Source organism: Vicinamibacterales bacterium, from assembly GCA_036012125.1.
In the GTDB taxonomy this organism is placed as follows: Bacteria; Acidobacteriota; Vicinamibacteria; order Vicinamibacterales; family UBA823; genus UBA11600.
Genome location: DASCOS010000009.1, coordinates 269052 through 284024 on the forward strand (window position 1 = coordinate 269052; position 14973 = coordinate 284024).

Sequence of the window (14973 nt, forward strand, 5' to 3'; positions counted from 1 at the left end):
GGAGTCTCCGCGGCGTGCACTATGGCCGCGCGCGGATTAGCAGCCGACTGAGCATCTGATCATCGTCCTCGTCGAACACATCACCAAAAACTTCTTCAATGATGTCTTCGAGTGTTACAACACCGAGCGGGGACTCATCATGTTGATACACCATGGCCAAATGGCTCCGGCGTTCCTGCATCACGCGAAGTACTCTTAGCAAGGGATCATTTCGACGCGCAGAAAGTACCGGACGGACAAGCGAGTGCCACTGATGCTCCCCCGCCAACCTGAACGCCATAAATTCCTTCGTGTGGAGCAGGCCCCTTACGAGGCCGTCCGCCTCACAGACCGGTAGTCGCGTGTGGCCAGATTTGACAACCACCGACATCACCTCATCAGCAGACTGCGACAGAGCCACAGAAGTAACGCTCTCCCACGGAAGTGCAATATCACCGACACTCTTGGTTTCAATATTCACGAGGTTAAGGATGTAGCGCTCATGTGCATCCGATAACTGTTCTGCGTCTCGTTCAGCGTCAGTCCTAGCTGCATTCCGGGCAACCCCAAACAAGCGCATGACGACCTTAGTGGACCATTCCAGTGTTGTCACAGCTGGTGATAGAAGGCGGTCGAGAGTCGTCAACCAGAATGCACCGCTCAAGCCAATCCGGTGGGGACTGCGCAACGCTAGGGCCTTGGGCGCAATCTCACCCACGACGACCGTCAGATATGTAAGGGGCACCACGACAATCGTGATTGCGATGAAATCTGCCCATGCGTTACTTAGTCCAAACTCACGCTCAAACACCGGGCTTAGAGTCTCGCTCGCGCCGGCGCCTCCAACAGCACCCGAGATTAGCCCTACCATCGTGATCCCGAGCTGAACGACCGAGAGTGTCCGTTCGGGGCGCTCACGAAGCGCCAGGAGACCAGAAGCCCCGGGATACCCAGCGTGCGCCATGGCACGAAGCTCAGGACGACCGACCGACACAAACGCAGTCTCTGTCGCAGAAAGCAAGGCATTCAACAGTAAACACAACGTGATAATGGCGATTTCCACCATAGCTTCTTTGCCTCACCCGCCCTGGTTGCGATGCGGGTAGTTAAAGGTATTAAATGCGGTAAGAAGGGTCTTACAACTCCACCATCATAGCGCAGCCCTTGCACTTGAGGGGACACTCTCTCTGAACGAAAACGACCTTAACTGCTACAGAGGTCAAAGGTCTGAGGCTGCACGGTCTCGTTGACCGACGCTTCGTTTGCTAAATGGCTGGCAGTCAACGATTGAGCGAGCACGCCGAAGACAACAGCAAATGCGGCAATCCGACTCATGCGTCGATTATTCGCCCACGCTTAATAAGGTGTTGCTTGATCTTGTCGTGGTACGCGAAGAGAGCCGGCGTGCCTCCAGAGTGGATGAAGACTAGCCGGGTGCCGGACGGCCAGCGACCAGCGGCGTGGTGGGCGAGCAACCCTGAGAAAACCTTAGCTGAGTAGACTGGGTCGAGTAAGATTCCCTCCGTCTCAGCCATTAGCATAAGGCCATCGAGACAACCTTCGGTGGCGTCACCGTACTCCTGCCCAATGTAGCCGTCGTGGATTTCGTAGCCCTCACGAGAACGGTCTGGATCGACATCGAGTAGTCGACAGATTCCAGCCCACCATTTCACCAAATTTTCCTCGCACTTTTGTTGAGACGCGTTCACGCTGATGCCGATGAGAGGACACTCAACGCCGCACTCACGAAGTGCCAGTAAGGTCGAGGTGAAGATGCCCCCAGTGCCGAATGGAATGTAAACCGCATCGGGCCTAATGTCCTGTAACTCGAACTGGTCAACCAACTCCAGTCCCGCGCGAACATATCCCAGACAACTCGTCGGCGTCGTTCCGCTGACCGGGATGTAGTAGGGCCGCTCTCCCTTCAACCGCAACTCTTCGCAAAATGCCAAGGCGTGTGATTCCAAGTCCCAGTGGTCCCTAGTCTCGACAAATCGAACCTCCGCACCCATTAGGTAAACCGTCAGGAGATTGGACTGAAACGCTTTCAATTCGTCACTACTTAGGACGAGCGCGCTCTTAAGTCCTAACTTCCTAGCAGCAGCAGTCGTCAGGCGTGCATGATTACTCTGCGCGCTACCGCAGGTAACCAATACGGTTGCACCCTGGGAGTTCGCCTTGGCCGTCTCGTATTCCAGCTTGCGTGGCTTGTCCCCGCCCAAGGCTAGGTCAGTAAGATCATCTCGCTTAATAAATAGATCAACATCCAAACGCTCACTCAGGTGTTTCAGATGAACTAAGGGCGTCGGCGTTCTGATTAACTCATTCCGGGGGTATTTGGCCAATACTTGCTGGATGGACTTGGTGACGGTCATGGGCCTTGGAATTATAGACACAGAAGGGACTACACTTAGGGTTCGAGGGTAATACTAAGGTTATTAGTGAGGGGGGCTCATGTGTGCACCACATGTCATTGAGACAGTTCGTCGAACAGTGTCGCGACGGGAACTGCTGGGCACCATTGGGACGGTCACCCTTGGCGCGGCGTGTGGGGGAACCGCTCCAGTTGAAACATCAACCGCGGTAAGTCCTGAGCCGCAATCGGGGAAATTCGACCAGATCTTCGACCTGACACATGTGCTCACAATGTCGATCCCAGTTTACCCGTCACTTACAAAACCACAGATGCGCCAGACTGCGAGTCTTGAGGAAAACGGCGTTTACAACAACGACCTGGTTTTCGGTGAGCACACCGGCACACATATCGATGCTCCTATGCACTTTGCTGAAGGTGGTTTAACCACGGATCAATTACCAGCCGAGCGCTTCTTCGCACCGCTGGTGGTCCTGTCAATTGCTGCACGGGCCAGCAGTAATCCTGACACGGTTGTGACTATCGATGACATTCTGTCTTGGGAGCAGGAACACGGCCGCCTGCCCGAAAAAGCGTTTGTAGCGATGCTGTCAGGGTGGGGAGACCGAATCAGCGACGCCGAAGCGTTCACGAACGCAGACGAAGCAGGAGTAACACACTATCCCGGCTTCAGTGGAGAAACGGCTTCGTTCCTTTGTGAAGAACGGGACATCGTCGGTGTAGGTGTTGATACATTCAGCCTCGATACCGGTAACGCTGAAGGCTACCCAGCCCACCGAACATTCTTGCCTGCTGGAAAATACGGCGTTGAACTAATCGCAAACCTCGACACTGTTCCGGCAGCGGGTGCAACCATTATCGTGGGTGCGCCAAAGCATGAGCGCGGGTCGGGTGGTCCAGCGAGGGTTTTCGCAGTGAATTAAGCTGGTCGGCGATAGGAGCGGACATTGAAATGCGGACCGTAGCGGTTTTCGCGATAATCGCACTGGCGGTGGTGACCGGCCTGACCCAAACCCATCTAGGATCCATCCGTGGCACGGTAACCGACTCGACTGATGCCCGTATTGCTGGGGCCACAGTGGAGGTCGTAAACACCTCGACCAACATACGTCGTGTCATAACTACCAGTGGCGAGAGTGCCTTCGTTTTTTCGCAGCTGCCGCCCGGCGAATTCAGAATCTCAATCGGACGGGACGGATATAAGACCCACGTTAGTCGAGTGGTGCTCCAAGTCAGTCAGCGACTTCGTCTAGATGCTCAACTTGAGCTCGGTGTGGTTACAGAGCAGGTGATCGTAACCGCACCCGATACACCGATTGAGCTAGATTCCTCTGCATTAACGACGGTTATTGATAACCAGCAGATTGTCCAGTTACCCCTCGACGGACGGAATTTCCTCGAACTCGCGTTGCTCGCAGCGGGAACCTCGCCGTCTCCACAAGGGTCGGCAGCCTCGGTTCGTGGTGACTTCGCCATGAGCGTCAACGGCGCGCGCGAAAATGCAAATGCGTTCCTACTCGATGGTGCTTACAACGTCGACCCTAAACTGAACACCCCGGCCGTGCGACCGACAATCGACGCGATCAAGGAATTTCGTATCCTGACCAGCACGTACGATGCGTCTTTTGGCCGTCATGCCGGCGCCCAAGTCAACGTGACGACAAAGACTGGTGCCAATCAGTTTAGTGGTACGGCCTACGAGTTCTTCCGCACAGAAGCGCTAAATGCTAGGAATGCGTTCGCACCAACCGACGGCCCGGCACCAGACTACCGACGGAATCAGTTCGGCATGTCACTCGGTGGACCATTGATTGAGAACCGGACATTCTTTTTCACCGATTACGAAGGCCTGCGACTCAAAGAGGGGGTCACCAAGATCGCAAATGTGCCGACGCTCGCCGAGCGGCAAGGTGATTTGTCAGCCAGCCTGCTTACACCACCAACCAACCCGTTCACCGGCCAGCGTTTTCCAGGCGACGTCATTCCGGCACCGTTCTTGAATCCAATTGGCAAAGCAATCGCCAACCTCTACCCGCTCCCGAATCGTAATGTTCCCTTCGAAAACTACATCGCGTCGCCTAACCAGCGTGACCGTAACGATCGCTTTGATGCCCGAATCGATCACACGCTCGGCCCTGGGTCCGGACTGACAGCGCGCTATAGCTTCGGAGATCGGCGGTTATTTGAACCGTTCTCGGGGACAGGTTTCGCCGAGGTACCGGGTTTTGGGTCAAACATTGAACGCCGAGCTCAGAATCTCATGGTCAGTCAGACCCAAGTCATCTCGCCGGCCGTTGTGAACGACCTGCGGATAGCGTTCAGTCGGGTGTCTACTGGCGTATTTCACCAGAATTTCGGTAACAGCCTTAACAGCACTGTAGGACTGCCAGAAATGTCGACTAATCCTCGGGATTTCGGCCTTAGCTTTATTAAAGTCACCGGCTACTCACCCATCGGCGACGAGTTCAATAATCCGCAGCATAGCGAGACCAACCTTTTACAAGTATTGAACTCGCTTAGCTTCGTTCGTGGACGTCATCTACTGAAAGCCGGTTTTGATGCACACTTCACCCGCCAGAAGGCATTCCGTGATGTCCAGTCGCGAGGTTTTCTAACATTCACCAGCCAACCGTACTTCACAGGTAACGCGCTCGCCGATCTCCTGCTTGGTCTACCCCTCATGACAGGGGGCGCCACACTTGACAACCGCCAGCAGCTACGCACTGAGAGCTTTAACGCATTCTTCCAGGACGAGATTAGGCTCAACTCTAGCCTTACGGTGTCCGCCGGTGTTCGGTACGAAGTCACTTCACCCCCTGTCGACACCAATGATCGTGCAAACGTTTTTGATCCTGTATCACAGGCGGTCGTCCGAGTGGGCACCAAGGGTATCCCTCGTGGTGGCTATGCAACCGACTACAACAACATCGCCCCGCGCTTCGGGCTCGCGTGGACGCCCGGTATGAGCAACAACACTGTGGTTCGCGGTGGATATGGGATTTACCACAATCGAACGGCCTTAGCACCTGGCGAGGGGCTGTATTTTAATCCCCCGTTCTTCGATTTCAACTTGTGGTATCCGTTACCGGGGGCTCCGCTGACACTAGCTAACCCATTTCCGACTCAGTTTCCGATAGCGACGCCTCCGTCAGCGTTAGCATTCGATCGCAACCTAAAGACTCCATGGCTACAGCAGTGGAGCCTTCCAGCACCAGTTCGGCAATCGACGGTCGGTGGAGGTGAATTACGTCGGCTCAAAGGGGCACAATTTGCTCACCGCGCGAGACATTAATCAGGCCGCGCCGAGCCCACAACCCTACAACCTGCGGCCAAATCCGCAGTTCGGCGACATTGTTACATTAGAGTCAACCGCCACATCGCGTTACAACGCTTTGCAGCTAAAGGCTCAGCAGCGAATGCTCAACGGTCTTACGATGCATGCCGCCTACACCCTCGGTAAAGGGACCGACGATGCCTCGGATTTATTTACGAGTGCAGGCGACCCCAATTTTCCACAGGACAGTAATAATCCGAAAGTCGAGAGTGGGCGCTCGAGTTTCGACATCAGACATCGTTTCTCGATGAGTTTCTCCTACGCCCTGCCGTTCGGCCTAGACCAGCGGTTCGTTATCGATGGCCTGGCCTCTCATATCTTCGGAAACTGGACGGTCGCCGGTATCTTCACGGCACAAAGCGGCTCACCATTCACCGTGGCGCTCCTTCCCGAAGTTGACAACAGCAACACAGGCCGCGCCGCACTCGGGTTCGGGATGAACGACCGACCGAATCTTGCCGGAGACCCAGTCCGTCCGAACCCATCGGCCACTGCTTGGTTTAACACCACATCATTTAGTCTCCCTCCGTACGGCAGCTTTGGGAATGCAGGTCGTAATATCCTCGATGGACCGGGATTCCAAAATCTCAACTTAGCACTGCTCAAGCAGGCGTCTCTCAACAAAGACCTAGATGTACAGATTCGGCTCGAGGCGTTCAACGTCCTAAACCGAGTAACCCTTGGACTGCCCGATGCATTTCTTGGTTCACCAACTTTTGGACGTATCCTTTCAGCCGGTTCTGCCAGGCGTTTACAACTCGGACTGAAATTGATCTATTAAGCACAAGAAACAACAGAGGTGGAGTTCTCCCGCCAAACGTTGGGTAAGGCGCGGTCACCACTCGCAGTCATTGCCCAACGATTCCTAAGAGGACAGCGAATCAGAATCGTCAGTCTGCCGACTCAAATGGTCAAGCATTCTTCACCTTGACGGACAAAACATGTGCATACTAAGGTCAGGTTGGCTGTCATTCGGACTCCTTGAACGAAATGACAAAACTTAGTCCTCGTCACCTCAATCGCGTTGCTCTCTGGGTTAGCTTGACGGCTTTTTCTGTCGTGCCTGCAACGGCGAACGACTGGCCCGATTGGCGAGGGCCAAATCGTGACGGCACCTCCCTCGAAACTGGTCTGATCGCAACCTGGTCACCAGACGGTGAAAACTTAGCTTGGAGAGTGCCCTATGGTGGACGCTCCGGCCCGATCGTTAACAACGGACACGTGTACATCCAAAACGCCGTCGGTGAGGGTGAAAACCTCCAAGAACGACTAATGGCGTTCGACGTGAGTAACGGAGCACTCCTCTGGCAGCACCGGTTTAATGTGTATTTGAGCGACGTGCCGCCTCACCGGGTGGGTTGGGCATCGCCAGTTAGCGATGTCGTTACTGGACACCTCTACGTTTTCGGTGCTGGGGGGAGCTTGCTATCCCTTACTGCTCATGGGGAACTACGCTGGGAGCGATCGTTGAACGAAGAGTTTGGTCTCATTACCACCCACGGTGGGCGCACCGTGTCCCCAGTTCTCGACGGCGACCTAGTGATCATCAGTGGGCTGTCCTCGGGATGGGGCAACCAAGCAATTGGACGTCACCGCTTCATGGCTTTTCACAAGGACACCGGCGAGACTATCTGGGTAAGCACACCGGGCGGCCGCGCCTTTGACACAACTTATTCAACTCCGATTATTAGCGAAGTCGGCGGAACCCGACTCCTCATCGCTGGCGGTGGCGACGGCACCGTCCACGCACTCCAACCGCAAACGGGTCAACCAGTGTGGAATTTTTCGATGAGTAAACGCGGTATTAATACTGGTGTCGTGATCGCGGGTGACCGAGCTTTCGTCAGCCACGGGGAGGAAAATCTCGATACCAGTGAGATGGGATTACTTGCGGCGATCGACGCCACAATAACCGGCGCCCTCGGTTCAGACGCCGTTGCTTGGCAGGTAACCGGCGTTCTCAGCAGTTACTCCTCACCCGTCATCGACGGTGATCGGATCTACCAAGTAGACAACAGCGCAAACCTGGCAGCCTTCGATACCTCGTCGGGAAGCAAGCTATGGGAATTAAACATCGGCACGATTCAACGTGCATCACCGGTTTTGGCAGACGGTAAGCTGTACGTCGGGTCGGTGACAGGACGCTTTTTCGTCCTTGAGCCAAGTCGAGATGGAGCCGAGATCCTGTCGGAAGTCCAACTAGGCACTGTGACTGAACCCGAAGAATTGTTGGGGTCACCCGCTATCGCGAATGGACGTGTTTATGTCGTCACAGACCGAGCTCTATACGCGATCGGCCCCAAGGTGCCACGTGTCGAGCGCCGCCTACCGACACCGGCTTCGCTCCCAACGTCAACCGACCCAGTAGCCCATGTCCGTGTTTCACCGACTGAACTGGTTGTTGAGCCTGGACAGCTGGTGTCGCTTCGAGTCGACCTATTCGATGCACGGGGACAGTTGTTGCCCCAAAGCGAGGTGACCTGGGCACTTGATGGGCTTGACGGACGGGTCACGGCCAATGGCGAGTTCCTTGCCGAACCCACTACGGGTGGCCAAGCTGGGTCGGTAACAGCAACGGTCAATAACGTCACCGGAGGTGCGCGGCTACGGGTGATCCCAGCCCTCCCCAATACATACGATTTCGAAGGAGATGCGCCAGGCAGTTCGCCAGCGTTCTGGATTGCGTCAGCCGGAAAATTTGAAGTCCGAGACGTGGATGGTAGTCGCGTTTTGGTTAAGAAATCAGATAACCCGTTCACTCGTCGCGCGCGGGTGTATAACGGCGCTGCCCAACTCTCCGACTACACAGTCGAAGCGGACATCTCAGCAATCCAGAGCCGGCGCCAGATGGGTGACGCTGGGGTCAATGCTCAGAGGCATACACTGGTCCTGATGGGCAACCATCAGCGGCTGGAACTCCAGACCTGGCAACCCGAGACCGTGCGTACCGTTACAACCCCTTTTGCTTGGGAACCGGATACATGGTACCGCCTAAAGCTCAGCGTCGAGAATCTTGACGATGGTCGTGTCCACGCACGCGGTAAGGTGTGGCCACGTGCCGATGCGGAGCCAGACGACTGGACCCTGCAGATGGTCGATGAAAATCCGCATCAACAAGGTAGTCCCGGTATTTACGCAAATGCGCCCTTCGAGATCTTTTTCGACAACATCCGAGTGTATGAAAACTAGTAATCAAGCACCGGGTATTTGGAGTAGGAGTTGGTAGTGATGCGACGACGATTGCCTTGGTTCGGCGCCGTTGGTGCGTTCGTTGGTCTACTCAACATTTTCGTTGTGGCGCAGGAGTCATCGTCACAACAGAGTGACTGGCCGATGTGGGGCGGGACACCTGACCGAAACATGATTTCAAACATGGTCGGTCTCCCCAGCGACTGGGATATAGCCACCGGACACAACATTAAGTGGGTAGCTGAACTTGGTTCGCAGACTTATGGCAATCCAGTCGTCGCCGAAGGAGTCGTGCTGGTAGGCACAAACAACGAAGCAGTTAAGGACCTACGGCAGCAAGGTGACATGGGCGTTCTTATGGCCTTTCGTGAGGAAAATGGCGAATTGCTTTGGCAACATGCCAACGCGAAGCTAGCCGCGGGCCGGGTGCACGACTGGCCCTATCAAGGCGTGTGTTCGTCCCCACTGGTCGAAAATGGTGTGGTTTATTACGTCTCGAATCGAGGCGAAGTATTGGCACTCGATATCGAAGGTTTTCGAGACGGCGAAAATGACGGATGGGTAACAGACGAACCCTATTCGAGCGAGATTGATGCCGATGTTATTTGGCGGTTCGATATGCTCGAGGAAGTTGGCGCATTTCCCCACAACATGTCCAACTCGTCGCCCGTCGTCTACGGTGATTTAATTTTTGTAAGCACCTCAAACGGTCAGGATGAAAGCCATGTGAACATCCAGTCACCCATGGCGCCGGCAATTATCGCTTTGAATAAAACGACCGGCGAATTGATTTGGGAGGACAACTCCGTGGATGACCGCATTCTCCACGGCCAGTGGGCATCGCCAACGGTTGGGACAATTGGCGGCGTCGACCAAGTAATCATGGGGCAGGGTGACGGTTGGATACGCGGCTACGAGGTAACATCGGGCGAGAAGCTTTGGGAATTTGACACGAACCCGAAGGACTCTGTCTGGCCACGAACACGTAATGAGCTCATCGCCACGGCAGTTGTTTACAACGATCTCGTTTATATCGCCAACGGACAGGACCCGGAACATGGCGAGGGAATCGGTAATATGTATGCGATCGACGCTACGCAGCGTGGGGATATCACTGAGCTGGGTCGTGTCTGGTACTACACGGACATTCGCCGGACAGTGTCGACTGCAGCAATCTACGATGGGCTGATCTACCAACCGGACTTCAGTGGCTTCCTCCACTGCCTGGATGCGAAAACCGGAGAAGTTTACTGGGTTTACGACACGTTCGCCGCCATCTGGGGCTCACCTCTCGTAGTCGATGGCCGCGTCTATCTAGGTGATGAAGACGGGGACGTTGTCGTGCTGAAAACCGGCAAGGAACTTGAGGTTATTGCCGAGAATTACCTCGGCAGTGCCGTTTACAGTACTCCGGTGCCAGCCAACGGCGTACTCTTTCTAGGCTCCCGTAATCAACTGTTCGCTCTCGTCGAAAACTGAGACGAAGTACATGCAGCGACGTTCAAAGAGAAAGCTGCCAAGGACAATTTCAATGCGTGCGGTAATTATGGTCCTAGCTTTGATCATGGCTAGTGCTGCCGACGGGGCGTCGGGTGCGGACAGTCAGCCCTTGCCAAACGAACCGCGATCGACTGTTGATTGGCCACAGTTCCGAGGTGACCTATCACTGGATGGGGTTTCGACATCACCAGTGCCTGATGACCCTCAACTGCTGTGGACCTTTGATACGGGTGAAATGGTGGACTCATCAGCAGCAATCGCTAATGGTGTCGTCTACGTGGGCACCTACGCCGGTGACCTCATAGCTCTCAATCTTAGTGATGGCTCACCCCGCTGGCGCTACCATGCGTCAGAATGGGGCATCGGTGAATCATCTCCAGCCGTGGTAAACGGCACCGTCTACATTGGAGATCTCTCTGGAGTGCTGCACGCCGTTGACATCAACACCGGTAAGGCTCGCTGGACCTTCGAGACAGAGGCCGAGATCAAATCCTCACCCGTCCTCGTCAACGGCATCGTCCTCATCGGATCATACGACAGCCATCTATATGGCCTCTCGGCAGACAGTGGTAACCCGATCTGGAAGTTTGAAACCAGCAGTTACGTCCACGCCACGCCGGCAGTCGTCAACGGCATCGCATATTTCGGTGGATGCGACGAAGAATTCCGAGGTGTGCGGGTGAGCGACGGTGAGGAAATCTTCGCAGTCTCCTCCGGCGCCTACACCGCTGCTTCTCCCACAATCATAGGCACGACCGCGTTTTACGGCACTTTTGCCAATGAGGTGTTAGCTCTCGACCTCGACCAAGGGGTGATTCGATGGCGTTACGAACATCCCACTCGTCACTTCCCCTTCTACTCGTCCCCAGCCTTTCACAACGGACTCGTTGTGCTCGGAGGACGCGACCGGATGGTGCACGCACTCGACGCTGAGACCGGTAAATCCCAATGGGTCTTCACCACACGCGGTCGAATTGATTCGTCACCAGCAATCGCTGGTGATCGCGTTTATGTTGGCTCCAATGACGGGCGACTCTACGGCCTTGCCCTGTCCGATGGCACGCACGAATGGGAATACGAAATCGGATCATCCGTGAGCACCTCTCCGGCGATCGCTAGCGGCCGAATCGTTGTCGGCGCTGAAGACGGACTGATCTACTGCTTCGGATGAGGACTCGGTATCCGCCCCGGTGTCCGTTGACTTCCACCTACGTGCTTGGTACAGGCAAGGGTGCCGTCAGGGCAACCGGTTTCTAAGGAATTCCGGATGAAAACGTCGCAAACCTGCGCACCATTCGCCGTGGTTCTGCCGGAGAACCGAACGCACAAAGCTGACTCCGCCCTCCACCGAGAATGCTAATTGGTTGACAGGTTAAGCTGGTATTAGCTCTATTGTTGTAGTAGAGTCTCCCGCCGGCGTTCATATGACGGTGATCATACCGTGAAGACTCCTGAAGGCAAAAAATGCCGAAAAAACTACCTAAACACGCATTTGAGCCAGTGAGACTAGTCGCATTTTGGAGGATCGCGAATCATGGAAGTTAATCGAAGAAAATTCATGGCATCCGTAGGGGGTGTGGCTGCAGTCGAACTGATGTCGCCCGAAAACCGGGCGGAAGCTGTTGAGCATTTTGCTTCGACAGAGCTTGACAAGTGGTATATCGACGAGTTCGGTGAAACCGCCGCGTTATCGCCGATCCGTCCGTCGTGGTATCAGGCGGGCGGCGGCGGACAGCAGGGTCAAGAGGGCCCACCGGCGCGTGGGACCGGCCGCGCGTTCCGTGATGGCTTTTCCCTGGCTGAGATGCCGGCGAAACCAACATTGGTCGATTTCTATAAGTATCGCTTCGCGCCGGCGCAGCATGTCATCCGCAGTGCTTCCCACGCACTCAAGGAAGGTCACCCCGAACGGACTGTCATGGCGTGCTTGTTGCATGATGTGGCGCAGGCACTCGTTCGGTCTGACCATGGTTGGTGGGGTGGCCAGTTGTTTGAACCGTATGTGGACGAGCGGGTTAGTTGGGGCGTCCGCTACCACCAGCCGCTCCGTTTCTTCCCAGACCCTGCGGTCGGCTACGAATATCCGGAGTTCTACAATCGGATCTTTGGCGTCGATTACGAAGTAGACGACTACATCAAAGAAGCATACAAGTTTGCTCGCGGCCACAAGTGGTACATGGAAGCACGTTTCGTCACGATGAACGACGAGTACGGCTTCGACCCCAACGTGCCGGTGTCGCTTGAACCGTTCATTGACATCATCGGACGTCAGTTCAAACAGCCAAAAGAAGGTCTCGGCAATGACAATAGTCCGTCGGCCCACATGTGGCGGACGATTATTAATCCGAATCGACCCCTTTAAAATGGGTCCGTACAGTAAAAAAAAGGCCGAGGCATACGCCTCGGCCTTTTTTCTGTACGGTATATAGGAAAAACTATCCTCGGAGCACTACTCTAGTAGTCCTGCCGCCCGTGCCCATCGATATTTCGCCCCCAGTACGTTGACCGGAAGTTGCGTCGTATACGGATACGCCACGATCCCCCGATCGTAGAGGTATTCCGAAGCTTCTTCCACCTCGACGTCGCCGACGAGCGATGCCACGATCGGCTTGTGAATCCCCTTGGCGCGCGCCTCTTCTACGACTTCTGAGGCAAGCTTCGCGAAGACCATCGGCGGCGTAACGATCGTATGCCAGTAGCCTAAAATAAGCGCATGGACGCGATCGTCTTCCAAACCTAGCTTGATCGTATTCCGGTAAGTAATCGGTGGCTCACCACCAGTAATGTCCACCGGGTTACCCGCTGCACCAAACGGTGGGATGAATTCCCGAAACGCCGCGTCCAAGTCCTTCGGCATGCTCATCAATTGCAGGCCATTATCGATGCATGCGTCTGACAAGAGCACGCCAGAACCACCTGCGCCGGTAATGATGATGATGTTCTCCCCCTGCGGCGTCGGCAGGACCGGTAGCCCACGCGCAAACTGCAGCATGTCGTTTAGCGTTCGCGCACGGATCACACCCGACTGCCGCAGCACGTCATCATAAACCTTATCGTTGCCGGCCAAGGCACCGGTGTGCGACGCGGCGGCCCGTGCACCCAGTGCCGTTCGTCCCGCCTTAAGCACCACAACAGGCTTTTGTTTCGATACACGCTGAGCCACCTCGGCGAAGGCGCGACCATCCTTCAAATCTTCAACGTGCATAGCAATCACTTGCGTGTTGTCGTCTTGTTCAAAAAAGGTGAGCAGGTCGTCTTCATCGATATCCGATTTGTTACCCAACCCAACGATCGCTGAGACACCCATCTTGGCCGACCGGCTAAACCCGATGATCGCCATGCCAACCCCACCACTCTGTGAAGAAAGAGCCGCCTGCCCCTTCACATCGTAAGGTGTGCAGAACGTTGCACAGAGATTTTCGTGTGTGTAATAGAAGCCGTAGATATTCGGTCCCATGACACGCACGTTGTGCTTCCGCGCCACCGCGACCATCTCGCGCTGCAACTCGATTTCGCCCACCTCAGCAAAGCCCGAGGGGATCATGACAGCGCCAGCGATGCCCTTCTGACCGACCTCTTCCAGTGCGCCGGCTACAAACTTAGCGGGAATCGCGAACACGGCGATATCAATAGAGTCGTCGATGTCCTTGACGCTCTTGTAGCACTTGTGTCCGAGAATCTCGTCGGCCTTCGGATTGATCGGGTAGATCTCGCCCTTATAGCCACCGTTGATCAGGTTCTTCATTACCGAATTGCCGATCTTGCCTTCCTCACCAGACGCGCCGATAACGGCCACTGCCTTAGGCTTCATGATACGGACCATCGAAGCTAGGATCTCTTGTTGCGACGGTCGCGGCCGTGGCTCGGGTAATTCCTCAGTCAGCAGAATCCGCACGTCGACGGCCGTCACCGAGTCCTTGGTAGCGAACACAGGATTCAAATCCAGTTCATGAATTTCTGGAAAATCAGCGATCAGTGTCGACACGTTCTCGATGAGCGCTGCTAGAGCCTCGCGGTTCACCGGATCAGCACCCCGGACACCACGTAAGACCTCGGCCGCTTGGATCCCATCGATCATCGATAAGGCATCCTCTCGGTTCGCCGGTGCTAACCGGAACGTGACGTCCTTGAGCACCTCGACCAGAACGCCACCCAGTCCAAACGCGACCAACTTTCCGAAACTTGGGTCAGTGACGGCACCGATGATTACTTCCTGTGCGGCCGGCAGCATCTGCTGAACTTGTGCGCCAGTGATATCAGCATCTGGCTTGTACTCACGGGCACTCTTGCAGATCGCCTCGTAGCCCTGCACCACTTCGTCGGCCGTCGTTAGTCCAGTCAGAACGCCACCTGCTTCGGTTTTGTGCAGGACATCCTTCGAGACAATCTTCAGCACTACCGGATAACCAATACTGCCAGCCAGCTCGGCGGCTTCCCCACTGGACGTGGCCAGGCCCTCCTTGGGCACCGGAATACCGTAGGCATCGCAGACTTCCTTACTCTCGGTCGAGGTCAACGACGCACGCCCAGCTGCACGTGCTCCATCCAATATCGCTTTGACTACTACGTGATCATGACTCATGAATAAATCCGCGCG

General features: G+C 55.3%; 11 protein-coding genes. 7 read left to right on the forward strand and 4 right to left on the reverse strand.

Going from position 1 to position 14973, the window contains the following annotated elements; genetic code table 11:
* Positions 1–19 precede the first annotated feature (19 nt).
* The 3 genes from QGH09_04055 to QGH09_04065 form a co-directional block, all read right to left on the reverse strand.
* Positions 20–1045 carry a hemolysin family protein gene (locus tag QGH09_04055; protein ID HJO17358.1) on the reverse strand — a complete coding sequence of 342 codons (1026 nt, stop codon included), beginning with the start codon at positions 1043–1045 and terminating at the stop codon, positions 20–22.
* 137 nt (positions 1046–1182) lie between these two features.
* A complete protein-coding gene (locus tag QGH09_04060) occupies positions 1183–1314 on the reverse strand; it encodes a hypothetical protein (protein HJO17359.1) in 132 nt (43 codons plus the stop codon).
* Positions 1311–2354: a D-cysteine desulfhydrase family protein gene (locus QGH09_04065; GenBank protein ID HJO17360.1), complete on the reverse strand. Its 1044-nt coding sequence runs from the start codon at positions 2352–2354 to the stop codon at positions 1311–1313. The genes QGH09_04060 and QGH09_04065 overlap by 4 nt, the downstream gene beginning before the upstream one ends.
* A gap of 79 nt (positions 2355–2433) precedes the next feature.
* Here QGH09_04065 and QGH09_04070 point away from each other — a divergent pair, with 79 nt between their 5' ends.
* The 7 genes from QGH09_04070 (at position 2434) to QGH09_04100 (ending at position 12738) form a co-directional block, all read left to right on the forward strand.
* On the forward strand, positions 2434–3276 hold the full coding sequence (locus tag QGH09_04070; protein ID HJO17361.1) for a cyclase family protein: 843 nt from the start codon (positions 2434–2436) through the stop codon (positions 3274–3276).
* Between the two features lie 29 nt (positions 3277–3305).
* Positions 3306–5645 carry a TonB-dependent receptor gene (locus tag QGH09_04075; GenBank protein ID HJO17362.1) on the forward strand — a complete coding sequence of 780 codons (2340 nt, stop codon included), beginning with the start codon at positions 3306–3308 and terminating at the stop codon, positions 5643–5645.
* Positions 5623–6468 carry a hypothetical protein gene (locus tag QGH09_04080; GenBank protein ID HJO17363.1) on the forward strand — a complete coding sequence of 282 codons (846 nt, stop codon included), beginning with the start codon at positions 5623–5625 and terminating at the stop codon, positions 6466–6468. Before QGH09_04075 ends, QGH09_04080 begins: the two co-directional genes overlap by 23 nt.
* Positions 6469–6677: 209 nt before the next feature.
* On the forward strand, positions 6678–8876 hold the full coding sequence (locus QGH09_04085) for a PQQ-binding-like beta-propeller repeat protein (GenBank protein ID HJO17364.1): 2199 nt from the start codon (positions 6678–6680) through the stop codon (positions 8874–8876).
* Between the two features lie 39 nt (positions 8877–8915).
* Complete coding sequence (locus tag QGH09_04090) at positions 8916–10355, forward strand: PQQ-binding-like beta-propeller repeat protein (GenBank protein ID HJO17365.1); 1440 nt, start codon at positions 8916–8918, stop codon at positions 10353–10355.
* Positions 10356–10407: 52 nt separating this feature from the next.
* A complete protein-coding gene (locus tag QGH09_04095) occupies positions 10408–11547 on the forward strand; it encodes a PQQ-binding-like beta-propeller repeat protein (protein ID HJO17366.1) in 1140 nt (379 codons plus the stop codon).
* 363 nt (positions 11548–11910) lie between these two features.
* Positions 11911–12738 (forward strand): HD domain-containing protein, encoded by an 828-nt coding sequence (locus QGH09_04100; GenBank protein ID HJO17367.1) that lies wholly within the window; start codon positions 11911–11913, stop codon positions 12736–12738.
* A gap of 87 nt (positions 12739–12825) precedes the next feature.
* Here the strand turns inward: QGH09_04100 and QGH09_04105 are convergent, their stop codons facing one another.
* Entirely contained in the window at positions 12826–14958 is a 2133-nt protein-coding gene (locus tag QGH09_04105) for an acetate--CoA ligase family protein (GenBank protein ID HJO17368.1), read from the reverse strand.
* Between the last annotated feature and the right edge of the window lie 15 nt (positions 14959–14973).

Coding starts and splice junctions, on each gene's coding strand:
- QGH09_04100 (HJO17367.1), top strand. CDS start 11,911: ATGGAAGTTAATCGAAGAAAATTCATGGCATCCGTAGGGGGTGTGGCT.
- QGH09_04070 (HJO17361.1), top strand. CDS start 2,434: ATGTGTGCACCACATGTCATTGAGACAGTTCGTCGAACAGTGTCGCGA.
- QGH09_04095 (HJO17366.1), top strand. CDS start 10,408: ATGCGTGCGGTAATTATGGTCCTAGCTTTGATCATGGCTAGTGCTGCC.
- QGH09_04055 (HJO17358.1), bottom strand. CDS start 1,045: ATGGTGGAAATCGCCATTATCACGTTGTGTTTACTGTTGAATGCCTTG.
- QGH09_04085 (HJO17364.1), top strand. CDS start 6,678: ATGACAAAACTTAGTCCTCGTCACCTCAATCGCGTTGCTCTCTGGGTT.
- QGH09_04060 (HJO17359.1), bottom strand. CDS start 1,314: ATGAGTCGGATTGCCGCATTTGCTGTTGTCTTCGGCGTGCTCGCTCAA.
- QGH09_04090 (HJO17365.1), top strand. CDS start 8,916: ATGCGACGACGATTGCCTTGGTTCGGCGCCGTTGGTGCGTTCGTTGGT.
- QGH09_04075 (HJO17362.1), top strand. CDS start 3,306: ATGCGGACCGTAGCGGTTTTCGCGATAATCGCACTGGCGGTGGTGACC.
- QGH09_04105 (HJO17368.1), bottom strand. CDS start 14,958: ATGAGTCATGATCACGTAGTAGTCAAAGCGATATTGGATGGAGCACGT.
- QGH09_04065 (HJO17360.1), bottom strand. CDS start 2,354: ATGACCGTCACCAAGTCCATCCAGCAAGTATTGGCCAAATACCCCCGG.